At 66.3% G+C, this 25,623-nt stretch carries 24 protein-coding genes, 2 tRNA genes, 1 rRNA gene and 1 pseudogene; 19 read left to right on the top strand and 9 right to left on the bottom strand.

From position 1 onward, the window contains the following. Nucleotides 1-138: 138 nt before the first annotated feature. From IEJ03_RS01000 to IEJ03_RS00990, 3 genes are all read right to left on the bottom strand, one after another. Nucleotides 139-214: transfer RNA gene (locus IEJ03_RS01000), tRNA-Ala, on the bottom strand. A gap of 16 nt (nt 215-230) precedes the next feature. Continuing rightward, nucleotides 231-307 (bottom strand) — tRNA-Ile (locus tag IEJ03_RS00995). 99 nt (nt 308-406) lie between these two features. After that, nucleotides 407-1,947, bottom strand: a 16S ribosomal RNA gene (locus tag IEJ03_RS00990). A 311-nt stretch (nt 1,948-2,258) separates the two neighbouring features. Here IEJ03_RS00990 and IEJ03_RS00985 point away from each other — a divergent pair. After that, nucleotides 2,259-2,504, top strand: a complete 246-nt coding sequence (locus IEJ03_RS00985; protein ID WP_192035908.1) for a hypothetical protein — start codon at nt 2,259-2,261, stop codon at nt 2,502-2,504. A gap of 111 nt (nt 2,505-2,615) precedes the next feature. Here IEJ03_RS00985 and tyrS read toward each other — a convergent pair whose 3' ends face one another. Further along, nucleotides 2,616-3,815 (bottom strand): tyrosine--tRNA ligase, encoded by a 1,200-nt coding sequence (gene tyrS / locus IEJ03_RS00980; RefSeq protein ID WP_192035907.1) that lies wholly within the window; start codon nt 3,813-3,815, stop codon nt 2,616-2,618. 136 nt (nt 3,816-3,951) lie between these two features. Between tyrS and IEJ03_RS00975 the strand changes: the two genes are divergently transcribed. Beyond that, nucleotides 3,952-5,109: an anhydro-N-acetylmuramic acid kinase gene (locus IEJ03_RS00975; protein WP_192035906.1), complete on the top strand. Its 1,158-nt coding sequence runs from the start codon at nt 3,952-3,954 to the stop codon at nt 5,107-5,109. Between the two features lie 121 nt (nt 5,110-5,230). Here IEJ03_RS00975 and IEJ03_RS00970 read toward each other — a convergent pair whose 3' ends face one another. Both IEJ03_RS00970 and IEJ03_RS00965 read right to left on the bottom strand, forming a co-directional pair. After that, on the bottom strand, nt 5,231-6,367 hold the full coding sequence (locus IEJ03_RS00970) for a PilT/PilU family type 4a pilus ATPase (protein ID WP_192035905.1): 1,137 nt from the start codon (nt 6,365-6,367) through the stop codon (nt 5,231-5,233). A 50-nt stretch (nt 6,368-6,417) separates the two neighbouring features. After that, complete coding sequence (locus tag IEJ03_RS00965) at nt 6,418-7,446, bottom strand: type IV pilus twitching motility protein PilT (RefSeq protein ID WP_192035904.1); 1,029 nt, start codon at nt 7,444-7,446, stop codon at nt 6,418-6,420. A 37-nt stretch (nt 7,447-7,483) separates the two neighbouring features. Between IEJ03_RS00965 and IEJ03_RS00960 the strand changes: the two genes are divergently transcribed. The 6 genes from IEJ03_RS00960 to IEJ03_RS00935 all read left to right on the top strand — a co-directional run bounded on the left by IEJ03_RS00960 (nt 7,484) and on the right by IEJ03_RS00935 (nt 12,189). Next, entirely contained in the window at nt 7,484-8,194 is a 711-nt protein-coding gene (locus IEJ03_RS00960) for a YggS family pyridoxal phosphate-dependent enzyme (protein ID WP_192035903.1), read from the top strand. Nucleotides 8,195-8,264: 70 nt separating this feature from the next. Next, a complete protein-coding gene (gene proC / locus IEJ03_RS00955) occupies nt 8,265-9,095 on the top strand; it encodes a pyrroline-5-carboxylate reductase (RefSeq protein ID WP_192035902.1) in 831 nt (276 codons plus the stop codon). A gap of 147 nt (nt 9,096-9,242) precedes the next feature. After that, nucleotides 9,243-9,833 (top strand): YggT family protein, encoded by a 591-nt coding sequence (locus IEJ03_RS00950; protein WP_192035901.1) that lies wholly within the window; start codon nt 9,243-9,245, stop codon nt 9,831-9,833. A gap of 87 nt (nt 9,834-9,920) precedes the next feature. Then, nucleotides 9,921-11,072, top strand: coding sequence for a homoserine O-acetyltransferase (locus IEJ03_RS00945; RefSeq protein WP_192035900.1), 1,152 nt, complete (start codon nt 9,921-9,923; stop codon nt 11,070-11,072). Next, nucleotides 11,072-11,674, top strand: a complete 603-nt coding sequence (metW, locus tag IEJ03_RS00940) for a methionine biosynthesis protein MetW (protein ID WP_192035899.1) — start codon at nt 11,072-11,074, stop codon at nt 11,672-11,674. The genes IEJ03_RS00945 and metW overlap by 1 nt, the downstream gene beginning before the upstream one ends. 35 nt (nt 11,675-11,709) lie before the next feature. Continuing rightward, nucleotides 11,710-12,189 carry a DUF4426 domain-containing protein gene (locus IEJ03_RS00935; protein WP_192035898.1) on the top strand — a complete coding sequence of 160 codons (480 nt, stop codon included), beginning with the start codon at nt 11,710-11,712 and terminating at the stop codon, nt 12,187-12,189. 36 nt (nt 12,190-12,225) lie between these two features. Here IEJ03_RS00935 and IEJ03_RS00930 read toward each other — a convergent pair whose 3' ends face one another. Beyond that, nucleotides 12,226-13,119: a ChaN family lipoprotein gene (locus tag IEJ03_RS00930; RefSeq protein ID WP_192035897.1), complete on the bottom strand. Its 894-nt coding sequence runs from the start codon at nt 13,117-13,119 to the stop codon at nt 12,226-12,228. 68 nt (nt 13,120-13,187) lie between these two features. On the opposite strand from IEJ03_RS00930, the gene IEJ03_RS00925 reads away from it, so the two are divergent. After that, nucleotides 13,188-13,520 (top strand): Rieske 2Fe-2S domain-containing protein, encoded by a 333-nt coding sequence (locus IEJ03_RS00925; RefSeq protein WP_192035896.1) that lies wholly within the window; start codon nt 13,188-13,190, stop codon nt 13,518-13,520. Here the strand turns inward: IEJ03_RS00925 and sfsA are convergent. After that, nucleotides 13,473-14,240, bottom strand: a complete 768-nt coding sequence (sfsA, locus tag IEJ03_RS00920) for a DNA/RNA nuclease SfsA (RefSeq protein WP_192035895.1) — start codon at nt 14,238-14,240, stop codon at nt 13,473-13,475. The two genes, IEJ03_RS00925 and sfsA, sit on opposite strands and share 48 nt — an antisense overlap. After that, nucleotides 14,240-15,427, bottom strand: coding sequence for an aminotransferase class I/II-fold pyridoxal phosphate-dependent enzyme (locus IEJ03_RS00915; protein ID WP_192035894.1), 1,188 nt, complete (start codon nt 15,425-15,427; stop codon nt 14,240-14,242). The genes sfsA and IEJ03_RS00915 overlap by 1 nt, the downstream gene beginning before the upstream one ends. Nucleotides 15,428-15,645: 218 nt before the next feature. Between IEJ03_RS00915 and dksA the strand changes: the two genes are divergently transcribed. The 10 genes and pseudogenes from dksA to IEJ03_RS00865 all read left to right on the top strand — a co-directional run bounded on the left by dksA (nt 15,646) and on the right by IEJ03_RS00865 (nt 25,574). Then, on the top strand, nt 15,646-16,083 hold the full coding sequence (gene dksA / locus IEJ03_RS00910) for an RNA polymerase-binding protein DksA (protein ID WP_192035893.1): 438 nt from the start codon (nt 15,646-15,648) through the stop codon (nt 16,081-16,083). A 177-nt stretch (nt 16,084-16,260) separates the two neighbouring features. Further along, the gene (gene gluQRS, locus IEJ03_RS00905) at nt 16,261-17,154 is read left to right on the top strand and encodes a tRNA glutamyl-Q(34) synthetase GluQRS (RefSeq protein ID WP_192035892.1); all 894 of its coding nucleotides are present in this window, start codon (nt 16,261-16,263) and stop codon (nt 17,152-17,154) included. Between the two features lie 104 nt (nt 17,155-17,258). Next, nucleotides 17,259-17,753, top strand: a pseudogene (locus IEJ03_RS15985) (HAMP domain-containing sensor histidine kinase). Beyond that, on the top strand, nt 17,731-19,122 hold the full coding sequence (locus IEJ03_RS00895) for a sigma-54 dependent transcriptional regulator (protein ID WP_192035891.1): 1,392 nt from the start codon (nt 17,731-17,733) through the stop codon (nt 19,120-19,122). The pseudogene IEJ03_RS15985 and the gene IEJ03_RS00895 overlap by 23 nt, the downstream one beginning before the upstream one ends. A 912-nt stretch (nt 19,123-20,034) precedes the next feature. Then, the gene (gene pcnB / locus IEJ03_RS00890) at nt 20,035-21,447 is read left to right on the top strand and encodes a polynucleotide adenylyltransferase PcnB (RefSeq protein WP_192035890.1); all 1,413 of its coding nucleotides are present in this window, start codon (nt 20,035-20,037) and stop codon (nt 21,445-21,447) included. Nucleotides 21,448-21,451: 4 nt separating this feature from the next. Beyond that, nucleotides 21,452-21,943: a 2-amino-4-hydroxy-6-hydroxymethyldihydropteridine diphosphokinase gene (folK, locus tag IEJ03_RS00885; protein WP_192035889.1), complete on the top strand. Its 492-nt coding sequence runs from the start codon at nt 21,452-21,454 to the stop codon at nt 21,941-21,943. Between the two features lie 135 nt (nt 21,944-22,078). Beyond that, nucleotides 22,079-22,870 carry a 3-methyl-2-oxobutanoate hydroxymethyltransferase gene (panB, locus tag IEJ03_RS00880; protein ID WP_192035888.1) on the top strand — a complete coding sequence of 264 codons (792 nt, stop codon included), beginning with the start codon at nt 22,079-22,081 and terminating at the stop codon, nt 22,868-22,870. Continuing rightward, nucleotides 22,870-23,730 (top strand): pantoate--beta-alanine ligase, encoded by an 861-nt coding sequence (gene panC / locus IEJ03_RS00875; RefSeq protein ID WP_192035887.1) that lies wholly within the window; start codon nt 22,870-22,872, stop codon nt 23,728-23,730. Before panB ends, panC begins: the two co-directional genes overlap by 1 nt. 13 nt (nt 23,731-23,743) lie before the next feature. After that, a complete protein-coding gene (panD, locus tag IEJ03_RS00870; RefSeq protein WP_192035886.1) occupies nt 23,744-24,124 on the top strand; it encodes an aspartate 1-decarboxylase in 381 nt (126 codons plus the stop codon). A gap of 271 nt (nt 24,125-24,395) precedes the next feature. Further along, nucleotides 24,396-25,574, top strand: a complete 1,179-nt coding sequence (locus tag IEJ03_RS00865) for an acetyl-CoA C-acetyltransferase (RefSeq protein ID WP_192035885.1) — start codon at nt 24,396-24,398, stop codon at nt 25,572-25,574. Nucleotides 25,575-25,623: the final 49 nt, after the last annotated feature.

Below are 25,623 nucleotides of genomic sequence, written 5' to 3'. Positions count from 1 at the left end.
TCTTCCTCTCGGAAGAAACGTTTGTCAGCATGATTCATATTGTTAAAGAGCGACTGTCGAACCGACAGTCACAAACCCGACATCATCATTTGTGATGATAGGTTTGTGACTGTGGACTCACAGGTGACTGTGTTGGGATGGTGGAGCCTAGCGGGATCGAACCGCTGACCTCCTGCGTGCAAGGCAGGCGCTCTCCCAGCTGAGCTAAGGCCCCTCTGACAAGTAAACATTGGTGGGTCTGGGCAGACTCGAACTGCCGACCTCACCCTTATCAGGGGTGCGCTCTAACCAACTGAGCTACAGACCCGGCTTACTAACCACTGGGTCCGCGACCCAAACAGTCTTATGCTCTGGCCGATCAGATAATTCATTGTGGACACTTGCCGAGAAGAGGCGAGTCGTCGATTAAGGAGGTGATCCAGCCGCAGGTTCCCCTACGGCTACCTTGTTACGACTTCACCCCAGTCATGAACCACACCGTGGTGATCGCTCCCCCGAAGGTTAAGCTAACCACTTCTGGTGCAGTCCACTCCCATGGTGTGACGGGCGGTGTGTACAAGGCCCGGGAACGTATTCACCGTGACATTCTGATTCACGATTACTAGCGATTCCGACTTCACGGAGTCGAGTTGCAGACTCCGATCCGGACTGAGGCAGGCTTTATGGGATTAGCTCCACGTCGCCGTCTTGCGACCCTTTGTACCTGCCATTGTAGCACGTGTGTAGCCCTACTCGTAAGGGCCATGATGACTTGACGTCATCCCCACCTTCCTCCGGTTTGTCACCGGCAGTCTCCTTAGAGTTCCCGACATTACTCGCTGGCAAATAAGGATAGGGGTTGCGCTCGTTACGGGACTTAACCCAACATTTCACAACACGAGCTGACGACAGCCATGCAGCACCTGTCTGTGCGCTCCCGAAGGCACCAATCCATCTCTGGAAAGTTCGCACGATGTCAAGAGTAGGTAAGGTTCTTCGCGTTGCATCGAATTAAACCACATGCTCCACCGCTTGTGCGGGCCCCCGTCAATTCATTTGAGTTTTAACCTTGCGGCCGTACTCCCCAGGCGGTCGACTTATTGCGTTAACTGCGCCACTAAGAACTCGAGGCTCCCAACGGCTAGTCGACATCGTTTACGGCGTGGACTACCAGGGTATCTAATCCTGTTTGCTACCCACGCTTTCGCACCTCAGTGTCAGTGTCAGTCCAGAAGGCCGCCTTCGCCACTGGTATTCCTCCCGATCTCTACGCATTTCACCGCTACACCGGGAATTCTACCTTCCTCTCCTGCACTCTAGCCTGACAGTTCCGGATGCAGTTCCCAGGTTGAGCCCGGGGCTTTCACAACCGGCTTATCAAGCCACCTACGCGCGCTTTACGCCCAGTAATTCCGATTAACGCTTGCACCCTCCGTATTACCGCGGCTGCTGGCACGGAGTTAGCCGGTGCTTCTTCTGCGAGTGATGTCCTTCCTGACAGGTATTAACCGTCAGGCCTTCTTCCTCGCTGAAAGTGCTTTACAACCCGAAGGCCTTCTTCACACACGCGGCATGGCTGGATCAGGCTTTCGCCCATTGTCCAATATTCCCCACTGCTGCCTCCCGTAGGAGTCTGGGCCGTGTCTCAGTCCCAGTGTGGCTGATCATCCTCTCAGACCAGCTACGGATCGCGGTCTTGGTGAGCCATTACCTCACCAACTAACTAATCCGACATAGGCTCATCCGATAGCGCAAGGTCCGAAGATCCCCTGCTTTCCCCCTTGGGGCGTATGCGGTATTAGCTTGAGTTTCCCCAAGTTATCCCCCACTACCGGGCAGATTCCTATGCATTACTCACCCGTCCGCCGCTCGACGCCTCCTAGCAAGCTAGGATCGTTTCCGCTCGACTTGCATGTGTTAGGCCTGCCGCCAGCGTTCAATCTGAGCCATGATCAAACTCTTCAGTTTAAAATCATACGGTCTTACCTTTCCGAAGAAAGAAGCAGACCAAACTTGGCTCAAGGTTCAAACGTCTCAAAAAGTCAGCCGAAATGGCTTCCTTTGACGAGTCGCTTGCCTTGAAGTATCGGTGACTGATCACCCCTTCATCGACAAGCGCCCACATGAATTATCTGATCGATTGTTAAAGAGCAGCTCCGAGCTCTTAGAGAGTGGAGCATCCCGCATCTGCCTGGCCGTTCGGCCGGCGCCCTGCGAGGAAGGCGTATTCTACTGAATCGGCAGTGAATGTCAACCCTTGCTGTTGTTGCTCACTCTAGATGACCGAGCGAACCAGCGGCGAGTTGAGCGCCGATCGAGTGGAGGAGCATTCTACCGTTTCCGGTGTTTTTGTCAATCCCGATATCGCCGAGCGATTCGAAAAACCTAAACAAAAACAAGTACTTCCAACACTCTTCACCGCATCCGACGTTTGCTCGTCGGCGGCAGCGGATGCGTACTTTACGGATTATCGCGGAGCGGTACAACCCCTTTCTTTCAAAAAGATGAAGAAGGGTTGTGGATAGATCAGGGCGACCAACCGGGTGTGGGTAAGCAGAAGCGCCAGAGACGACAACGCCCGCACAGGGGCGGGCGTTTCGGTAGCTTATAAGGTAGAGGCCGGAGACCGGTTCGCGTCAGGCGAGGATCACCCGGGCATAGCGCTTCTTGCCGGCCTGGATCACATAACTCGCGCCGGTTTCCAGCATATGATCGCGCGCCACCACTTCTCCATCGACCTTGACCCGCCCGTTGCCGAGCATGTCCTTAGCCTGGGCGCTATTGTTGGCGAGCCCCGAGCGGTTGAGCACCGCGGCGATCGGCGCCTTGTCGCTGCCCTCGAAGTCGACGTGCACTTCGGGCAGGTCCTCGGGCAGCTCGCCATCGGCCAGCTGATTGCCGGCGGACTTGTGGGCGTTGGCCGCCGCCTCTTCGCCGTGATAACGACCGACCAGCTCGCGCGCCAGCACCATCTTGATGTCACGCGGGTTGGCCCCTTGCTCGACATCGCGCTTGAGCGCCTCGATTTCCTCGTTGGACTTCAGCGACAAGAGCTCGAAGTAACGCCACATCAGGCTGTCGGGCATCGACACCAGCTTGTTGAACATGGTGCCCGGCGCGTCATCGACGCCGACATAGTTGCCCAGCGACTTGGACATCTTCTGCACGCCATCCAGCCCCTCCAGCAACGGCATGGTGATCACCACCTGCGGCGACTGGCCGAAGTGTTTCTGCAGCTCGCGCCCCATCAGCAGATTGAACTTCTGATCGGTGCCGCCGAGCTCCACGTCGGCCTCCAGGGCCACGGAGTCGTAACCCTGCACCAGCGGGTAGAGGAACTCGTGGATGGAGATCGCCTGCCCGCCCCGATAGCGCTTCTCGAAGTCGTCGCGCTCCAGCATGCGCGCCACGGTGCTCTGGCCGGCCAGCTCGATCATGTCGGCGGCGTTCATGGCGGAGAACCATTCGGCGTTGAAGCGTACCTCGGTCTTCTCAGGGTCGAGGATCTTGAAGACCTGTGCCTTGTAGGTCTCGGCGTTGGCCTTGACCTCTTCCTCGGTGAGCGGCTTGCGGGTGACGTTCTTGCCGGTGGGATCACCGATACGCCCGGTGAAATCGCCGATCAGGAAGATCACCTGATGACCGAGATCCTGAAACTGGCGCATCTTGGTCAGCAGCACGCTGTGACCCAGGTGCAGGTCCGGCGCGGTCGGATCGAAGCCGGCCTTGATGCGCAGGGGGCGACCGGATGCAAGCTTCTCCTTGAGCTCATCGGCCAGCAGAATCTCGTGGGTGCCGCGCTCAAGCAGCGCCAGCGCATCAGCGACGTCGGACATCGTTACCGTTCTCCCCTTAAAGCTGTGGATCGCCAGATAGAGCCCCTTCTACATCCGGGGCAGGCCTCATGATGGGGGCAGATGGTAGCATGACCAGCTCAATCGGTTGAGCACCGCATCTATCAGGGAGACGAGCATGCCACTGTTGATCGGCTTGATGTCCGGGACCAGCCTCGACGGTATCGACGCGGCCCTGGTCGAATGCGGCGAGCCGGGCCCGGATGGCAACGAACGCGTCCCTCGCCTGCTGGCCAGCCACGCGGTTCCCATGCCGGCGACGCTGCGCGCCCGGCTACTCGACCTGTGCCATGCGGACGCGGTGCGTTTCGCGGACCTGGCCCGGGCCGAGGATGCCTTCTGCCGCCTGCAGGCTCACGCCGTGGACGAGCTGCTGGCGGCGAGCGCGACGCCGGCCTCCGCCGTCGCGGCCATCGGCAGCCATGGCCAGACCATCGAGCATGCGCCGCTCGGGCACCCCGGCAAGGAAGCAGGCGCCCCCTATACTCTGCAGCTGGATAACCCCAGTCTGCTCGCCGAGCTGACCGGCTGTTCGGTGGTCGCCGACTTTCGCCGCCGCGACCTGGCTGCAGGCGGACAGGCCGCCCCTCTGGCGCCCGCCTTCCATGCCGCCCTGTTTCGTCATCCCCACGACTGGCAGCTGGTGCTCAACCTGGGCGGTTTCGCCAACCTGACCCTGCTGCCCCCCACGGCAAGCGACGCCGCGGTGATCGGCTTCGACACCGGCCCGGCCAACGTGCTGCTGGATGCATGGCACCAGCGCCATCGGAATGCGCCCTTCGATGCCGACGGCGCCTGGGCGGCCGGCGGTCGCGTCATCGAGCCGCTGCTCGCCCGCCTACTCGCCGATCCCTTCTTCGCCAACCCACCGCCCAAGAGCACCGGCCGCGAGACCTTCCACCTGCCCTGGCTGGAGGCCCGGCTGACCGGCGACGAAGCCCCCCAGGACGTGCAGGCCACCCTAGCCGAGCTGACCGCCGCCAGCGTCGCCGGCGGCATCGCGCAGGCCATGACTCAATTCAACACCCCGCCCCCCGCACGGCTGCTGCCCTGCGGCGGCGGCGCCCGCAACGTCGACCTGCTCGCCCGGCTGGCCAGGCGACTGCCGCAGACCGAGATCGGCGCCATCGGCCAGGATGGCTGGAGCGCCGACTGGCTGGAGGCCGGCGCCTTCGCCTGGCTGGCCTGGCGAAGGCTCGACGGCCTGCCCGGCAACCTGCCGGCGGTGACCGGCGCCGCCGGTCACCGGGTGCTGGGCGGCGTCTATTCGGCCTGAGACGCACGAGCCGCACCTGGACAAAGCCCCCGGGACAGGAGGCGCCCCGCACCTTTGCCGATGCAGGGGCATCACGCCCGTAGTTCAGACGCTTGAGGCCAGTGCCTGGAAGTCATGATGCCTAGAAATCATCGCCGCTTCGCAGCTCGAAGTGCTTGCCGGCGCCCTGGGCGTCGGCCACGCCGCCTTCATCGGCAAACTTGATCATCATGCGCAGATCGTTGGCCGAGTCGGCATGCACCATGGCGATGTCCTCGCTGATCACGCCCTCCTTGTACAGATCGAAGAGCGCCTGATCGAAGGTCTGCATGCCCATGTCCCGGGAGCGCGCCATGATGTTCTTGATCTCGCTGACATCGCCCTTGCGGATCAGGTCGCTGATCAGCGGCGAGCGCAGCAGGATCTCGATCGCCGCCCGACGGCTGCGATCCACCGTCGGCAGCAGTTGCTGGGCGACGATCGCCTTCAGGTTCAACGACAGGTCGAGCCATACCTGGTCATGTCGCTCAGCGGGAAAGAAGTTGATGATCCGATCCAGCGCCTGGTTGGCGTTGTTGGCATGCAGGGTCGCCAGGCACAAATGCCCGGTCTCGGCGAAGGTCAGCGCATGCTCCATGGTCTTGCGGCTGCGGATCTCGCCGATCAGGATCACGTCCGGAGCCTGGCGCAGGGTATTCTTCAGCGCCACCTCGAAGGACTCGGTGTCGATGCCGACTTCCCGCTGATTGATGATCGACTTCTTGTGCGGATGCACGTACTCGATCGGATCCTCGATGCTGATGATGTGACCGCACTGGGTCTCGTTGCGCTGCTGGATCATCGAGGCCAGGGTCGTCGACTTGCCGGTGCCGGTGCCCCCGACCACCAGCACCAGGCCGCGCTTTGCATTGGCCAGCTCGGCCAGGCTCGGCGGCAGGTTCAGGGTCTCGAAGCGCGGAATCTCGAAGGAGATCCGCCGCAACACCATGGCCGGCTGGTTACGCTGCTGGAAAGCGCTGACACGAAAACGCCCCCGCCCGGGCAGGCTCAGCGCGAAATTGGCCTCCTGCTCGGCCGCGAAGCGCTCGCGCTGGGCCGGCGGCAGGGCGGCCTTGACCAGCTCGGCGACCTGGGCCGGCGAGAGCACCTGCTCCCCCAGCGGCGTGAGCTGGCCGGCCGTCTTGAGAGACGGCGGGGCATTTACCGATATCAGCAGATCCGAGGCTTGCTTCTCGATCATGATCTCGAGCAACTGCTGCAACCATTCGTTCGCTTTCATGACGTCCTGCCTGTTCGCTGTTCGAAGGGGGAGATATCACCGCGGCGGACTCAGATCGCGCCCTTGGCCTTGGCCTGAGCTTCCTCGCGCACCACGACCCCATCGCTGACCAGCCTCGCCAGCGACGCATCCAGGGTCTGCATGCCCAGGTTGCCCCCGGTCTGAATCGCCGAGTAGATCTGCGCCACCTTGTCTTCCCGGATAAGGTTGCGAATCGCCGAGGTCGTCACCAGGATCTCGTGCGCCGCCACCCGTCCTCCGCCATGACGCTTGAGCAGCGCCTGGGAGATCACCCCCTGCAGCGACTCCGAGAGCATCGAACGCACCATGTCCTTCTCCGACCCGGGGAAGACATCGATGATGCGGTCGACGGTCTTGGCCGCCGAGGTGGTGTGCAGGGTACCGAACACCAGGTGGCCGGTCTCGGCGGCGGTCAGGGCCAGGCGGATGGTCTCCAGGTCACGGAGCTCGCCGACCAGGATCACGTCCGGGTCCTCGCGCAGGGCGCTGCGCAGCGCCGGGGCGAAGCCCTGGGTATCACGATGCACCTCGCGCTGGTTGATCAGGGAACGCTTGCTGCGGTGCACGAACTCCACCGGGTCCTCGATGGTGAGGATATGGTCATAACGGGTGTCGTTGATGTAGTCGATCATCGCGGCCAGGGTGGTACTCTTGCCCGAGCCGGTGGGGCCGGTGACCAGCACCAGGCCACGGGGCAACGAGGCCATGCGGCGGAAGACCTCGCCCAGGCCCAGCGCCTCCATGGTCAGCACCTCGGAGGGCACGGTACGCATCACCGCGGCCGCCCCGCGCCCCTGATGGAAGGCGTTGACACGAAAGCGCGACACGCCCGGCACCTCAAAGGAGAAGTCCGTCTCCAGGAACTCCTCGAAGTCGCGGCGCTGCTTGTCGCCCATGATGTCGTAGATCAGCGCGCGCACCTCACGATCGTCCATGGCCGGCACATTGAGCCGGCGAATGTCCCCATCGACCCGGATCATCGGCGGCAGGCCCGCGGAAATATGCAGGTCCGAGGCGTTCTGCTTTGCCGAGAATGCCAGCAATTCGGTAATATCCATTAGATTCCCCCTACTCCCTGGTGAGGTCGCCCTCAGTATGACAGAGGTTGTGTTAACCGAAACCTTCGCCGCCGCTCGCGCGCGACTCGCGGCGGCCCTGGCCGCGGCCGGCCGAGACCCGCAGGATGCCGCCCTGCTCGCGGTCAGCAAGACCAAGCCTGCGTTGATGATTCGTGAGGCTCATGGCCTCGGCCAGCGTCAGTTCGGTGAAAACTACCTGCAGGAGGCCATCGACAAGCAGGCCGAGCTTGCCGATCTCGACGACATCGTCTGGCATTTCATCGGCCCGCTGCAATCGAACAAGACCCGCCAGGTCGCCGAGCACTTCGACTGGGTTCACAGCGTCGATCGTGAGAAGATCGCCCGACGCCTGGCCGAGCAGCGCCCCGCCGACCGCGCGCCGCTGAACGTCTGCCTGCAGGTCAACATCAGCGACGAGGCCAGCAAGGCCGGCGTCGCCCTCGCTGACCTCGATGCCCTGGCGGAAACCGTGATGTCGCTGCCCGGGCTGCGGCTGCGCGGCCTGATGGCCATTCCCGCCCCGAGCGCCGATCCCGCCGAACAGCGCCTCCCCTTCAAGAGGCTGCGCGAGGCTCTCGAGGCGCTCAAGGCCCGCTTCCCCGAGGCCGCGCTCGACACCCTGTCGATGGGCATGAGCGACGATCTCGAGGCCGCCATCGCCGAGGGCGCAACCCTGGTACGCATCGGCACCGCCCTGTTCGGCGCGCGGCCGCGACCGACGACCTGACAGTCAGAGACAGGCGCCGCGGCGGCAGCCCCGCGCGACGGCCAACCAGACACCACAAGAGGATTCCCGCATGGCGAGCAACGTGACCTTCATCGGCGCCGGCAACATGGCCAGCGCCATCTTCGGCGGCATGATCGAGAGCGGCTATCCCCGCGAGGCGATCACCGCCACCTCCCCCGACGATGCAATGCTGGCGCCGCTGCGCGAGCGCTTCGGCATCCAGACCCAGACCGACAACAATGCCGCCGTGGCCGAGGCAGATGTAGTGGTGCTGGCGGTCAAGCCGCAGATCATGCATGACGTCTGCGTGGCCATGCGCGAGGCGGTTCAGGGCCGCAAGCCGCTGATCGTCTCCGTCGCCGCCGGCCTGACCGCCGAGACCCTGGAGCGCTGGCTGGGCGGTGACCTGCCGGTGATCCGCTGCATGCCCAACACGCCCTCCCTGGTGGGCACCGGCGCCAGCGGCCTCTACGCCAACCGCCTGGTCAACGACGATCAGAAGGCGCTGGCCACCACCCTGATGGAGGCCGTGGGCCTGGTGGAATGGGTCGACGAGGAAGTGCTGCTCGAGGCGGTGACCGCCGTCGCCGGCAGCGCCCCCGCCTACTTCTACCTGGTCTTCGAGGCCCTGGAAGAAGCGGGCGTCAAGCTCGGCCTGCCCGCCGAGAGTGCGCGTCGCCTGGCCGTGCAGACCGGCCTCGGCGCCGCCCGCATGGTGCAGCAGGGCGAGGGCGAGGTTGACCCGGCCCAGCTGCGGCGCAACGTGATGTCGCCCAACGGTACCACCGAGCGGGCGGTGAACCACCTCGAGCAGGGCGGCCTGCGCCAGCTCTTCCTCGAGGCCGCCGAGGTCTGTGCCGCCCGTGCCCGGGAGATGGGCGAGGAGCTCGGCAAGCAGTAAGCGCGGCCCCGGGCGAGGCGGCCGGCAACCCGGTCGCCTGTCCGCGATACTGCCTCGTTTTCCGTTTCACCACCCCGTCGTCATCGCCGTTCGCTGCGTCTTCGGTTGCCGTCTTTCGTTAGCGTCATTGGTTAAAAAGGAGCCCCCATGGGCAGTCAATTGGGAAGTGCCGGCCTGCTGCTGGTCAATACGCTGATCAACATCTACCTGCTGATGCTGATGATGCGCTTTCTGCTCCAGGCCTCCCGGGCCGACTACTACAATCCGATCAGCCAGTCGGTGGTCAAGGTCACCCAGCCGGTGGTGAAGCCCTTTCAGGGCATGCTGCGCCCGGTGGGCCGCTTCGACCTGGCCACCCTGGCGGCGGGCCTGCTGATCAAGGTGGTCAGCATCATCCTGATCCTGCAGGTGGCGGGCTACGGCATGCCACCGATTGCCGGCATCGCCATCGCCGGGGTCGCGGCGCTCGCCAATGCCATCCTCAAGATCTATTTCTTCGCGCTGATCGTGATGATCATCCTGAGCTGGGTGGCGCCTCAGGCCAGTCATCCGGGCGCCCTGCTGGTGATGCAGCTGGTCGAGCCGATCATGGCCCCGGTGCGCAAGGTGATCCCGCCGCTGGGCATGATCGACCTGTCGCCGATCGTGGTGTTCATCTCCATCAGCCTGCTCGACAGCCTGGTGGTCGGCTCGTTGACCCGTGCCGCCGGCATCTCCGGCGCCCTGGTCGGGCTGTGACGGCCAGAACCGTGACTTGCGAAACCCCAAGCGGGGCGGCGCGCCCCGCGGTCGTGCATCTTCATCTGACAGGACACTGAGACCGCCATGCCCGAGCTCGCCTCCGACTCGGTCGGCCTGGTGACGCCCCAGACGGCCCACTTCGACGACCCGCTGGCCCTGGCCTGCGGCAAGACCCTGCCGAGCTACTCCCTGGTCTACGAGACCTATGGCACCCTCAACGCCGAGGGCACCAACGCGGTGCTGATCTGCCACGCCCTGTCCGGGCACCATCATGCCGCCGGTCGTCACCACGAGGACGACCGCAAGCCCGGCTGGTGGGATGCCCATATCGGCCCGGGCAAGAGCATCGATACCGACCGTTTCTTCGTGATCTCGCTCAACAATCTGGGCGGCTGCCACGGCAGCACCGGACCGCTGACCGAGAACCCCGACACCGGTCGCCCCTGGGGGCCGGACTTCCCGATGATGACGGTCAGCGACTGGGTGCACAGCCAGGCTCGGCTCGCCGACCGGCTCGGCATCGAACGCTTCGCCGCGGTGGTCGGCGGCAGCCTCGGCGGCATGCAGGTCCTGCAGTGGGCGCTGTCCTACCCGGCGCGCATCGCCTACGCCGCGGTGATCGCCGCCACCCCGCGGCTGTCGGCCCAGAACATCGCCTTCAACGAGGTCGCGCGCCAGGCGATCCGCTCCGATCCCGACTTCTTCGATGGCTGGTACGGCGAGCACGACACCCTGCCGCGGCGCGGCCTCAAGCTGGCGCGCATGGTCGGCCACATCACCTACCTATCCGAGCGGGCGATGGGCTCCAAGTTCGGCCGCGATCTGCGCCAGGACCTGGGCTTCGGCTTCGACGTCGAGTTCCAGGTGGAGTCCTACCTGCGTCATCAGGGCGACACCTTCTCCGAATCCTTCGACGCCAACACCTACCTGCTGATGACCAAGGCCCTGGACTACTTCGACCCGGCGGCGGCTCACGGCGGCGATCTCGCCGCGGCGCTGGCCCCGGCGCAGTGCCCCTTCCTGGTGGTCAGTTTCTCCACCGACTGGCGCTTCCCCCCCTGGCGCTCCCGGGAACTGGTCGATGCCCTGGTGCGCGCCGACAAGCCGGTCAGCTATGCCAATATCGATTCTCCCCATGGCCATGATGCCTTCCTGCTGCCCGAGCCCCGCTACCAGGCGGTCTTCGCGGGCTTCATGGCGCGGGTGGCTCGGGACCTCAAGCTGGAGGGCTTGTGATGCGCGCCGATCTGAAACTGATTCACGGCTGGGTGCCGAAGGGTGCCCGTGTACTCGACCTGGGCTGCGGCGACGGCACCCTGCTCGACGCCCTGGCCCGAGACAAGCAGGTAACCGGCTACGGCCTGGAGATCGACCCGGACAACATCACCGCCTGCGTCGCCCGGGGCGTCAACGTGATCGAGCAGAACCTCGACGAGGGCCTGGCCAACGTCGACGACAACGCCTACGACCTGGTGATCATGACTCAGGCCCTGCAGGCGCTGCGTCGCCCGGACAGGATGCTCGACGAGATGCTCCGGGTCGCCGGGGAATGCATCATCACCTTCCCCAACTTCGCCTACTGGCGTCATCGTCTGTACCTGGGCTTCAAGGGCTACATGCCGGTGTCCAAGTCGCTGCCCCATGCCTGGTACGACACCCCCAACATTCACCTCTCGACCTTCAACGACTTTGAACGCCTGTGCCGCGACAAGGGTCTGATCATTACCGACCAGGCGGTGGGCAACGGCGAGCACGAGGGGCACTGGAGCTCGCGACTGTGGCCGAACCTGTTCGGTGAAACGGCGATCTTCCGCGTCACCCGCGCGGACAACGCCTGACCCTCAACGAGGCTCGCTGTCAGGGAGGCGACATCATGGTGAAGGCTATCCGCAAGGGCCGCCGAGGAGCGGCCTGGCTGCTGGGCCTGGCCCTGCTGGTCGGGGCCGCGCTGGGCGCGGGAACGGCTCAGGCCGAGCAATTCGAGCGCATCGGCCGCTACCAGATCCACTACAACGCGGTGAGCACCAGCTTCCTCACCCCGGAAGTGGCGGCGGCCAACGACATTCAGCGCAGCCGGGTGCAGGCCCTGCTGAACGTCAGCGTGCGCGAGGAACGGGACGACGGGACCACCCGCCCGGTATCGGCGTCGGTGGACGGCACGGTGGGCAATCTCGCCGGTCAGTCGCAGCCGCTGGCCTTTCGCACCGTGCATGAGGACAACGCCATCTACCACCTGGCCACCTTCCGCATCCAGGAAGACGAGCCGATGCGCTTCGACCTGCGGGTGCGCTATGACCGTAATGCGCCCCCCGCCGAGGTGAGCTTCATCCAGCGCTTCTATATCGACCGCTGAGGCTGACGCCTCACGGCCGACGACGATGTCAGCGCGTCAGCCGAAGCGCGCCCGCAAGGCACGGCAGGGGTCTCCTCGTTCGATCGCCTTCGTGAACCAGACCAGGTCGAAGGCCGGGCGGGCATCGACGCTCGCCGGCAGTCGGTCATGCCAGTCGACGCCAGGGGGCAGCTCGACCAGCCCCAGACTCAGCGCCATCTCCGGCCTCTCGAGATAGCGCGCCACACCCAGATCCCGGCGCGCATGACCGGCGCCGCAGATCAGCACCGCCGTGCCGGGCAACCCAGACAAGGCGGCGGCCATGGCCCGATCTCGCCCCACCTGGGCGGCCAGCATACCGGGCAGACGCGCCTCGGGCAGCAGGCCGCAGTGGCCCTCGACGATCGCCCGACGCTGGGCGGTGGCTACCGCAGTGGGCAACTCGGGGGCCCGGTTGGTCATCACCCGTTCGCCAAGCGCCTGCTCGGACAGGTTGGCCGCGGCGAGCGGCACGCCAAGCGCGAGGACACGACGCAGGGTGGGACCGTAGGCGGCGAAGTCCCAGCCGGGCGACCAGGCCAGCGCCTCCTGCAGGGCGACATCCTCCAGCGCCAGCAACGCACGCGGCGATTGAGCGTTGAGTCGCTGCTGCTGGGTTGGCCCGAGCATCTCCATGGCCACACCGCCCAGAGCGTCGGCGGCGGCCAGCCGCTCGATCAGCCAGCGCTCCAGGCGATGATGTTCGGCGTTGTCGTGGCGCTCGCCGATGATCAGCGCCTCGCAGGCCGCGAGCCGCGCTGCGAGCTCGGCGCCATCGAGCCAGCGGCCCGCGGCGAGATCCCGCACCCGCCCAAGGGCCGGCTCGGCGGAAGCGGCGCCCCGGGCCCACGCTGGCATCACGCCGAGGGCGGAGAGCGCCAGCAGACCAGTCAGGCAATCGCGTCGCTGCATCGTCCTCGCTCCCTTGGCATCATGGCGGCTGCATTCATCCACCTCTGCCTTCATCGACAGGAGCGCCCATGCCCGGTTCCCCTCTCGCCCGCCTCGGCGATCTCGACGCCACCGGCGCGCTCGCCATCACCCTGCCCGATGGTCGCGCGGGCTTCCTGGTGCGGGTGCACGGCCACCTGCACGGCTATGAGAACCGCTGCCCCCACCGGGACAGCCGCCTCGAGATCGAGGCGCACCGCTTCCTGGCCGAGGGCGGCGAGCTGATCCAGTGCGCCCATCACGGCGCCCTCTTCCTGCCGGAGAACGGCGAGTGCGTGGCCGGACCCTGCCAGTATCAGTCCCTTGAACCGCTATCACTGACCATCGACGACCACGGCGGTATCCACCTGGCGAGTGAGTGACACCGGCAGGGGCCGTGCCAGCCGGATGTCACTCGGCACGGCCCCCTGCCAGGTAACGTCGCAGCCGTAGGCCAGCACCTCGACACCTGCGGCCATGGCATCGCCTAGCGCCTGGGCATAGGCCGGGTCGAGATGCGCCGCCGGGGCGACATCCGCAATGCCGGTATGCGCCACGCAGAACAAAAGCACCGCGCGATGGCCCTCGGCGGCCAGGCGACTCAATACCTCGAGATGACGCCGGCCCCGCTCGCTGACCGCATCGGGAAAATAGCCGTGACCATCGGGCTCCTTGAGGGTGACCTGCTTGACCTCGACATAGGCGTCGGGCACCTCGGGGGCACCGCTCAGGCGGAAATCGAGCCGCGCGCCCTCGACACGCACCTCGCGCTTGAGCTCGGCGTAGCCGGCCAACGGCGCGACGGCCCCGGCGCGCAGCGCCTCCTCGACGATCGCATTGGTGCGCCCGGTATGCACCGAGGCCAGGGCCATCCCGCCCTCCGGCTGAGGCAATGCGATCAGCTCCCAGGTCCAGGCGAGCTTGCGCTTGGGGTTGTCGCTCGGCGACAGCCAGACCCGAGCCCCCTCCACGTTGACCGCCCGCATCGAGCCGGTGTTGGGGCAGTGCGCCACCACCTCGCGGCCGTCGTCGAGGCGCACGTCGGCCAGGAAGCGCTTGTAGCGACGGATCAGGATGCCGGGCACCAGGTGGGGATAGTCCATCAGGGGCTTGCCTTCACCGACGGGCCGGACTGGCGGGCCAGGAAGCGCCCGAGGCGCGCCACCGCCTCCTCGAGGCGCGAGACCTCGGCGGTGAAGGCGATGCGCACATGGTGCTCGCCCCCTCTGACGGCGAAGTCGATCCCCGGGGTGATGGCGACGTTCTCCTCCTCCAGCAGACGCCGGCAGAAGGCCTGACTGTCCCGGCTGTAACGGCTGATGTCGAGCCATAGATAGAAGGCGCCCTGGGGCGGCAGCGAGGGCGCCAGCTCCAGGCCCGCCAGTCCCTCGAGCAGGGCATCGCGGCGGCGATGCAGCTCCCGGCGACGGCGCTCGAGCTCGTCGCGGCATTCCGGCGTGAAGGCGGCCAGGGCCGCATGCTGGGAGGGCGTCGGCGCCGCCAGGAAGACGTTCTGGGCGAGCCGGGTCAGCGGTTCCACGGCATCCTCGGGGGCCACCAGCCAGCCGAGGCGCCAGCCGGTCATGCCGAAGTACTTCGAGAAGCTGTTCACCACATAAGCCTCGGGGGCCATGGCCGCCGCCGACACCGGCGCCACGTCATAGGTCAGGCCCTGATAGATCTCGTCGACCAGCAGGGCTCCGCCACGCGCGGCCACGGTCTCGGCCACGGCGGCGATCTGGCCCGCGTCCAGGGTATGGCCGGTGGGGTTGGAGGGCGTGGCCAGCATCGCGAGCCGGGTCGCCTCGCGCCAGTGGCGCGCGATCAGCCCGGCATCCAGCTGCCAGCCACTCTCCGGGCCCACCGCCACGGTATCGAGTTCGGCCTCGGCCAGCGCCATGAAGTGACGGTTGCAGGGATAGGTGGGGTCGGCCATCAGCACCCGGTCGCCCCGCTGCACCAGCAGCTGGCTGGCCAGCAGCAGGGCCCCGGAGGCGCCCGGGGTGACGATGATCCGGCCCGGGTCGACCCGGGCGCCGAAGTGCTCGGCATAGTGGCCGGCGATGGCCTCCCGCAGCGCCGGCAGCCCGGCGGCAGGGGTGTAGCGCGTCTGGCCCGCGGCCAGCGCCTGCTGCCCGGCGGCGATCACCGGCTCCGGGGTGGCGAAATCGGGCTCACCGACCTCCAGGTGGATGACGTCGTGGCCCGCCGCCTCGCGGGCCTGAGCGACCTCGAGCAGGCTCATGACTCGAAACGGCTGGACCCGATCCAGCCTGGCGCTGAACGACATGGGCGACTCCCTGTAGCAACGAGTGGGCACCGCCGGCAGGCGGTACGGTCAGAACGGTATGGTAACCGCTTGGCGATGCGCTTCTACAGCAAAGAAGATGACACAACGGTTGCGTTCGCGGCATTTTTTCGCTAAATACACTGGGCTTTGGGCCCGCGATGGACAGCTCCCCTTCGATCGGGTAATGGCCCCAGTCACTCGAGTAATGAGGCAGCCACATGGCAGCAGCAGCACAACCCACGGAAGCCCTCAAGAGCTTCACCCCGTATGAGCCGGCTCCGGGTGAAGAGTACATGAACGACAAACAGTTGGAGCACTTCCGGCAGATCCTGCTCGACTGGAAAAAGGACCTGATGGAAGAGGTGGACCGCACCGTGCGCCACCTGCAGGAAGACGCCAACAACTATGCCGATCCGGCGGATCGTGCCACCCAGGAAGAAGGCTTCAACCTGGAGCTGCGCACCCGGGACCGCGAACGCAAGCTGCTCAAGAAGATCAACGAAACCATCGACAAGATCGATGAGGACGACTACGGCTTTTGCGAGGCCTGCGGCGTCGAGATCGGCATCCGTCGTCTCGAGGCGCGCCCCACGGCCACTCAATGCGTCGACTGCAAGACCCTGGCCGAGCTCAAGGAGAAGCAGCTCGGCGGCTGATACAGGCTTGCCAGCCAGGCCCGCGCGGCAATATTGGCCATCTTCGACGGGCACCCTCGGGTGCCCGTCGGCGTATTCAGCCGGCCAACAGCAGGCCAGAACCGAGCCCACCCCGCCCCGACGCGCGGCATCCGCCACGAGCACCGATGCCCCCACCGCCCCGATGAGCCCTCAGCCATGATCGACTACTGCGGACGCTTCGCCCCCACCCCATCCGGCCCTCTGCACTTCGGGTCGCTGGTCGCGGCGCTGGGCAGCTACCTGGATGCCCGCCGCGCCGGCGGCACCTGGCGACTGCGCATCGAAGACATCGATCCGCCCCGCTGCCCGCCCGGCTCAAGCGACACTATCCTGCGCCAGCTCGAGGCCTTCGGCCTTCACTGGGACGGTCCGGTGCGCTACCAGCAGACACGTGATGATGCCTATGCGGCGGCCCTCGAGCGGCTCGCCGAGGCGGGGCTCGCCTACCCCTGCAGCTGCTCGCGCAAGCAGTGGCGGGATCACCCCGTCTACCCCGGCTGGTGCCACAACGGCCCCTGTGCCCCCGACGCTCCCCTCGCCTGGCGGCTGCGCAGCGACCGTGGACTGCGCCCGGTGATCTGGCAGGACCGGCTCTATGGGCGACAGTGCCTGGACCCGGCCGCGCTGGGCGACGTGGTACTCAAGCGCAAGGATGCCCTCTGGGCCTATCAGCTGGCGGTGGTGGTCGACGATGCCGACCAGGGCATCAGCGACGTGGTCCGCGGCGTCGATCTGCTCGACAACACCCCCTGGCAGCGCCAGCTGCAGGCCGCCCTGGGGCTGCCCGAACCCCGTTACCTGCACCTGCCGCTGATCATCGGCGACGACGGCCAGAAGCTCTCCAAGCAGAACCTGGCTCGGGCGCTGCCCGAGGACCAACGGGTGCGCCCGCTGCTGCATCAGGCCCTCGCGGCCCTGCAGCAGACACCCGACCCGGCGCTTGCCACCGCACCGGTCGAGGACCAGCTGACCGCCGCCATCGCCGCCTGGGACCCGATGCGGCTGACGCCCGATGACGCTCATCGCGCTCCTGACTGGCCGGAGGCCTAGCTACCTGAATCCTGGCCGCCTAAATCCTGGCCACTTTGTGTGCCGAGCCACGGAGAGAGTCCGGGGGCTATCGATCCCAGGGAGTGATCCACGAGGAGAGGCCCATGGAGGCACTTCACTTGATCCGGCTAGCGCACAAGGGCCAGGATGTCGATTACCGCAACCGCTGCCCCGAGGCGCTCCGGCTGACGGGGGATGCCCAGCGTCTGGTCCAGGTGATGGTCAACCTGCTGGGCAACGCGCGGGATGCGAGCCCACTTGGTGGCGCCATCGAGATCGAGGCCCGGCGCCGCGCCGATGGCCAGGGGCGAGATGGCATAGAATGGTCCGTGACCGATGCTGGTCAGGGCCTCGACCTCCGTGTGCGTGACCACCTGTTCGAGCCCTTCACTACCACCAAGGCGCCCGGCTAGGGCACTGGCCTCGGCCTGGCGCTGGTCCATGGCATCCTGGCCGACCATCAGGGGCGCATCGAGGTGGAATCGCCCCCCGACGGGCGCGATCGCGGTACCCGATGCGTCATGAGGCTGCCGTGCCCACGGCAGCCCCCGAGTCAAGAGGACGACGAGCTGCCCCATGAGCCGGATTCTGATCGTTGAAGACGAAAGCATCATCCGCAGCGCCCTGAAGCGGCTGCTGGAACGCCATGGCCACGAGGTCAGCGAGGCCGCCTCGGTGGCCGAGGCCGAGGCCCTGGACCCGCAGCGCTTCGCGCTGGTGATCAGCGACCTGCGCCTTCCCGGTGAGCCCGGCACCGCCATGATCGCCCGCGCCGCCCCGGTGCCGGTGCTGATCATGACCAGCTATGCCAGCATGCGCTCCGCCGTCGATGCCCTGAAACAGGGCGCGGTCGATTACGTCGCCAAGCCCTTCGATCATGCCGAGCTGCTCGAGACGGTGGCCCGGGTGCTCGACGCCCGGAACGATGCACCGGCTGCCTCCGCCCCCCTCGAGAACGCTGCATCCCAGACGATGATCGGCGACTGCCCCGCCATGCAGGTGGTCTATACCCGGATTCGCAAGACCGCCCCAGCCGACGTCACGGTGCTGATCCAGGGCGAGTCGGGCACCGGCAAGGAGCTGGTGGCGCGCGCCATCCACAACCAGAGCAAACGCACCAAGGCCCCGCTGATCTGCGTCAACTGCGCGGCGATTCCCGAGACCCTGATCGAGTCCGAGCTGTTCGGCCACGAGAAGGGCGCCTTCACCGGCGCCAGCGCCGCCCGCACCGGCCTGGTGGAGGCCGCCGACGGCGGCACCCTGTTCCTGGACGAGATCGGCGAGCTGCCGCTGGATGCCCAGGCGCGGCTGCTGCGGGTGCTGCAGGAGGGCGAGATCCGCAAGATCGGCTCGGTGGAGACCCGGCATGTGGACGTGCGCCTGATCGCCGCCACCCACCGGGACCTGCAGGCGCTGTCGAAGACCGGCGAGTTTCGCCTCGATCTCTACTACCGCCTCAACGTGATGCAGATCGACCTGCCGGCCCTGCGGGATCGCGAGGACGATATCCTGGCCCTCGCCGACGTGCTGCTCGAGGCCGCCTGCCGACGCCATGAGCGCCGGGGACTGAGGCTCTCGCGCAGCGCCCGCCGGGAGATCCGCGACTACCTCTGGCCCGGTAATGTCCGCGAACTGGAGAACGCCCTGGAGCGCGGCGTCATCCTCGCCGAGGGCCACCTGATCCATCCCGATGACCTGGGCCTGCGCCCGACCGCCGTGCCTCCGGCCTCGCCCGCGGCACCGAGCGGCGCGACGCCAGCGGATGATGCGACGCCGCGGGCGGACGAGGACAGCGAGGAGGACCTGTCGCTGGAGGACTACTTCCAGCACTTCGTGCTCGAGCATCAGGAGCAGATGAGCGAGACCGAGCTCGCCCACAAGCTCGGCATCAGTCGCAAGTGCCTGTGGGAGCGGCGACAGCGCCTGGGCATCCCCCGCAAGCGCAGCGCCCGAGGCCGTCGGGACTGATGCCTTCCCGCCTTACATGGCCCCCTTAATAGCCCCCTTAACGGCCCCTACCCGACCATGGTCTAAGCGCCCGCGAGTTCCCTTTGCGGGCGCTTTTGCGCATCATGGCGGCCAGCGCTGCACCAGTTGTTACCATCCCACACAAGAAATGCCCCAGGATGCGGCACAGGGGGTAACACAACAGCGGTGCATATCAGGCGGAACCGATTGGAAAAAATACAACACTCTGTTTTTACTTAACTTTTCTGAACATGGCACGAGCAGTGCACTGTTTAGAGCAAGAAAAACAACAGCCGGACGTCATCGAGCCCTCGCGCCAACAACAACAACGACGAGCACTCGAACACCGCCGACAGCCCAACAACAACAACGCTGACGGCACGACACGGCACCCGTGATGGCAATCACTCTCACAAGAACAACCACACGCCATCCCGGTGCGACTCGATCACCACAACAACAATTGCGGTCGAGAGTCCGGAAAGCTGACCAGGACGACACGCATCCCGACGGGCCACAACAACAACAAGCCCTCATGCGATGCACCTCCGGTAACAACAACAAGACACCGGAGGAAGGCAACTCCGTTGCCGTCGTGGTTGGACTATTGTTTTGAATACGAGACGGTCGCCATCAGGAAGGTCGATAACAACAAGAATCTTGCTTGCCTGAACCATCTTTGGTGACTGTGGTGCGTATTCAAGGCGATGCGCCATCACGAAGAAGAACCAACAGCAGGGATGCTGACTTCATGCTTACAGGGGAGGCCGACTGGCCTCCCCTTTCTGCGTCTGGAAGCCAAACCACCGCGAATGGCCGGCCTATCTGGACGTCCCTCCAACAGGCAATGGTTCCCAAGGTGTCGGTGGTCGGCTACACTTGGGTTTTGCCTTAGCGAGTCGATTTCGCTGCATGTTCAAAGGATTTACCCGTTTTCTACAAGCTCCCGGTGAGCATCTGAAGTCGCTGTTCGGCTCTCAGGACGGCTCCGGCCAGACCCCCGCGCTGCGCGTGATTCCCCGCGATGACCACGACGTTTCCCGCAAGCTCTTCTCCGATGCCGCGCTGAAGGTCCTCTATCGTCTGCACAATGCGGGCTTCGAGGCGTACCTGGTCGGCGGCAGCATCCGGGATTCCCTGCTCGGCAAGACGCCCAAGGACTTCGATGTCGCCACCGACGCGACCCCGGAGGAGCTGCGCGACCTGTTCCGCAACTCGCGGATCATCGGGCGGCGCTTTCGCATCGTGCACGTGCGCTTCGGTCGCGAGGTGATCGAGGTCACCACCTTCCGCGGACGTCCCAACGACGATCACGGCGGCCAGCAGTCCCAGCAATCACGGGACGGCCTGCTGCTGCGTGACAACGTCTGGGGCAACGTCGAGGAAGACGCCCTGCGTCGCGACTTCACGGTCAATGCGCTCTACTACAACATCGCCGACTTCTCGATCCATGACTGGGCCAATGGCGTACGCGACATCGAGTCTCGCACCCTGCGCCTGATCGGTGACCCGGCGACCCGCTACCGGGAGGACCCGGTGCGCATGCTGCGCGCGGTGCGCTTCGCCGCCAAGCTCGACTTCAGCATGGACGCCGCCACCGAGGCCCCGATCCGGGAGCTGGCACCGTTGCTGCTGCAGATTCCGCCGGCCCGGCTGTTCGACGAGATCCTCAAGCTGTTCCTCGCGGGCCATGCCCTGGATACCTTCCGAGCACTGCGCCACCACGGCCTCTTCCCGATGCTCTTCCCGGAGGCCGACGAGGCTCTCGAGGCCCTGCCCTGGGCCGAAGCGCTGATGGAACGGGCCCTTGCAAACACCGATGACCGCATCCGTCGCGATCGGCCGGTGACGCCGGCCTTCCTGATCGGCGCCCTGCTGTGGCCGGGAGTGACGATGCGCCATGCGGCGCTGATGGATGACGGCATGCCCGCCGTGCCGGCACTGCATACCGCCGCCCAGCAGGCGGTCAGCCGTCAGCTCAAGCACATCTCGATCCCCAAGCGCTTCAGCATCCCGATGCGCGAGATCTGGGACCTGCAGATGCACCTGCCCAGGCGTCACGGCAAGCGTGCCTTCCAGACCCTCGAGCATCCGCGCTTCCGGGCCGCCTACGACTTCCTGCTGCTGCGCGAGGAAGCCGGCGAGATCACGCCCGGCCTCGGCGCCTGGTGGACCGCCTTCCAGGACGCCGACGAGCACGAGCAGCGCCGCCTGCTGCAGAAGCTCGGCAGCGACCCGGCCGGCAGCGGTGGCGGCAAGAAGCGCAAGCGCCGCCCCCGCAAGCGCCGGCGCAGTGCCCAGCCTTCGTCGAGCCAGCAGGACTGAGCGGATGCCGTCCCTCGCCTACATCGGCCTTGGCAGCAATCTCGACGACCCGCGCGGCCATGTCGAGCGGGCGATCGCCGAGCTCGATGGCCTGCCGCTGACGCGCCTGACGGCCACCTCCCGCCGCTACGCGAGTCGACCGGTGGGCCCGCAAGATCAGCCCGACTTCATCAACGCCGTGGCGCGCGTCGAGACCCGGCTGTCGCCGCTCGCACTGCTCGATCAGCTGCAGGCTCTCGAGCAGCGCCATGCCCGGGTGCGCCGGCGCCACTGGGGGCCACGCACCCTGGATCTCGACCTGCTGCTCTACGACGACCGGCGCCTCGAGCATCCCCGGCTCCGCCTGCCCCACCCGGAGCTTGCCGCGCGCGCCTTCGTGGTCGTGCCCCTGCATGAACTGGCCCCTCGACTCGAGCTGCCGGGCTTCGGCCCCGTCGCGGCGCTCCCCGCCTGGCAGTCCGCCGGCGACTTGCGGGCCCTGTTACCCGAAAGGTAGAGTTGCCCGTCTTTTGTTACCATTCCACCCTTCCGGGGACTGTCGGGTAACACCGTGATGGCAGGCCCCGACGCCAGCCAGGGGATCGAGTGCCGCCACTCGGCCCCACGACGCTATCGACGAGATCGCAATACTATGAAAACCGTCACCTTGAGCACGCTTTCGGCCCACAAGCGGGCGGGGGAGACCTTTAGCTGCCTGACCGCCTACGACGCCTCCTTCGCCCGCGCCGCCAGCGACGCCGGGATCGAGGTGCTGCTGGTCGGTGACTCCCTGGGCATGGTGCTGCAGGGCCACGACAGCACCCTGCCGGTCACCCTCGAGGATATCTGCTATCACACCCGCTGCGCGGCCCGTGGCAAGGGCGCCAGCCTGCTAATGGTCGACCTGCCGTTCATGAGCAACTCGAGCCTGCCGAGGCTGCTCGACGATGCCGGCGCCCTGATGCGCGCGGGCGCCGAGCTGGTCAAGGTCGAGGGCGAGGCCTGGATGGCCGAGGGCATCCGTGAGCTGACCCGTCGCGGCGTGCCGGTGTGCGCCCACCTGGGCCTGACGCCCCAGTCGGTTCACCAGCTGGGCGGATACAAGGTACAGGGCCGTGACGCCGAGCGCGCCGAGCAGATTCTCCATGACGCCAAGGCCCTGCAGGACGCCGGCGCCTCGGTGATCCTGCTCGAGTGCGTGCCGGCGAGCCTCGGCCGCGCGGTGCGTGAGGCGCTCGACGTGCCGGTGATCGGCATCGGGGCCGGCCCCGACGTCGACGGCCAGATCCTGGTCATGCACGACGTGCTGGGCATCACCCACGGCCGCACGCCGCGCTTCGTCAAGAACTTCATGGCCGAGGCCGACGACATCCCGTCCGCCTTCCGTCGCTATCACGAAGACGTCAAGGCACGCCGTTTCCCGGCCGAGGAACACTGCTTCTGATGGATACCTTGTATCATATCCCGGCGCTGCGTGAGGCCCTGGCCGGCCCGCGACGGGCCGGGCAGCGCATCGCCCTGGTGCCGACCATGGGCAACCTGCATGACGGCCACCTGGCACTGGTCGCCGAGGCCCGGGCGCGGGCCGACCTGGTGGTGGCGACGATCTTCGTCAATCCGCTGCAGTTCGGCGAGGACGAGGACCTGGACGCCTACCCCCGCACCCTCGCCGAGGATCAGGCCGGCCTCGCGCGCGCCGGCTGCGATCTCGTGTTCGCGCCCTCGAGCCGGGAGCTCTACCCCCAGGGCCTCGACGTCCAGACCCGGGTGCACGTGGCCGGCGTCAGCGAGGGGCTGTGCGGCGGCTCACGCCCCGGCCACTTCGACGGCGTGGCCACCGTGGTCAGCCTGCTCTTCAACCTGGTGCAACCCGACCTGGCCTGCTTCGGCGAGAAGGACTATCAGCAGCTGGCGGTGATTCGCCAGCTGACCCGCGACCTGCACTTCCCCATCGAGATCGTCGGCGTGCCGATCGTGCGGGCCGCCGATGGCCTGGCGCTGTCCTCGCGCAACGGCTATCTCAGCGAGGAAGAGCGCCAACTGGCGCCGGGGCTCTACCGCACCCTGTGCGAGCTGCGCGAGGCTCTCGACGCCGGCGAGCCTCGCGCCGCCGCACTGGAGGCCGCCCACCAACGCCTGATCGCGCGCGGCTTCGTGCCCGACTATCTGGCGCTGCGCCGCGCCGATGATCTCGGCGAGGTCGACGCCAACACCCGAGAGGCGGTGATTCTCGCCGCGGCCCAGCTCGGGCCGGCCCGCCTGATCGACAACCTGACCATTCGCCTGTCGCATCGCGACGGATAAGGAAGCCTCTTCGATGTACACCATCATGCTCAAGGCCAAGCTGCACATGGCTCGCGTCACCCACGCCGTACTCAATTACGAAGGCTCCTGCGCCATCGACGGCGAGCTGCTCGACCTGGCCGGCATCCGCGAAAACGAGCAGATCCAGATCTATAACGTCGAGGGCGGCCAGCGCTTCACCACCTACGCCATCCGCGCCGAGGAAGGCACCAAGGTGATCTCGGTGAACGGCGCCGCGGCCCACCTGGCAAGCGTCGGCGACCGGGTCATCATCTGCAGCTATGCCCACTATGACGATCGCGAGGTGGAGCAGCACCAGCCGGCGCTGGTCTACCTGCAGGAAGGCAATGCCGTCAGCCACACCAGCAACGCCATCCCCGTCCAGCTCGCCTAAGCTCACCTTGACTGGGCTCACCCTGACTGAGCCCACCTCACTCGCGGCCGGCCCCTGTCGACGGCCGTCCGCGACGTCATCTCGAGCTCACCTCGCCAGCGCCTCTTTGCCACCCCTCAACGGGGCCCTAGCCATACGCCGGTCCACGGCCCTTCCCGATCCTGCTCTGGCCACCTTGCGCTTTGGTCCCGTGTACGCGATTAGCCATTGTCGCAGCGCACAAGACTCTCCTATGCTAGGAGGTCCCAAGACATTCTCGAGGAGTCTCTGTATGCAAGACGTGGTGATTGTCGCGGCCCGCCGCACAGCCGTTGGCACCTTCGGCGGCTCGCTCGCCGGCATCCCTGCCAGCGACCTGGGGGCCCTGGTCATGAAGGACATCCTCGCCCAGACCGGCGTCGCGGGCAACCAGGTCGACGAGGTGCTGCTCGGCCAGGTCCTCACCGCCGGTGTCGGCCAGAACCCCGCCCGTCAGGCAGCCATCAAGGCCGGCCTGCCGGATGCGGTGCCGGCCATGACCATCAACAAGGTCTGCGGCTCCGGCCTCAAGGCCCTGCATCTGGCGACTCAGGCGATCCGCTGCGGCGACGCCGAGCTGATCCTCGCCGGCGGTCAGGAGAACATGTCCGCCTCCCCGCATGTCCTGCCGCATTCCCGTAGCGGGCAGCGCATGGGCGACTGGAAGGCCGTCGATACCATGGTCCACGATGGCCTGTGGGACGCCTTCAACGACTATCACATGGGCATCACCGCCGAGAATCTGGCCGAGAAATACGGCATCACCCGCGAGGAGATGGATGCCTTCGCCGCGGCGTCCCAGCAGAAGGCCACGGCCGCCATCGAGGCCGGCAAGTTCAAGAGCCAGATCGTCCCGGTCGAGATTCCCCAGCGCAAGGGCGACCCGGTGGTGTTCGACACCGACGAGGGCCCGCGAGCCGGCGTGACCGCCGAGAAGCTCGGCGGCATGCGTCCGGCCTTCAAGAAGGACGGCACCGTGACCGCCGGCAACGCCTCCTCGATCAACGACGGCGCCGCGGTGGTCATGCTGTGCTCCGCCGAGAAGGCCAAGGCGCTGGGGCTCGAGCCGCTGGCCCGCATCAAGGCCTACTCCAACGCCGGCGTCGAGCCGTCGATCATGGGCATCGGCCCGGCCCCGGCGACCCGCCGCTGCCTCGACAAGGCCGGTTGGGCCATCGACGAGCTGGACCTGGTCGAGGCCAACGAGGCCTTCGCCGCCCAGGCGCTGTCGGTCAACAAGGAGCTTGGCTGGGATGCCGACAAGATCAACGTCAACGGCGGCGCCATCGCCATCGGCCATCCGATCGGTGCCTCCGGCTGTCGCGTGCTGGTGACCCTGGTCCACGAGATGATCGCCCGGGACGCCAAGAAGGGCCTGGCGACGCTGTGCATCGGCGGCGGTCAGGGCGTGGCGCTGGCCATCGAGCGCTGAGGAGCCCCTGACACCTATAGGCAAGGCGCAAAAAAAACGCCCCCGCAGC

The sequence above is a fragment of the Halomonas sp. YLGW01 genome, assembly GCF_014840935.1.
In the GTDB taxonomy this organism is placed as follows: domain Bacteria; phylum Pseudomonadota; class Gammaproteobacteria; order Pseudomonadales; family Halomonadaceae; genus Onishia.
This window is presented reverse-complemented; position numbering and strand designations above follow the sequence as displayed.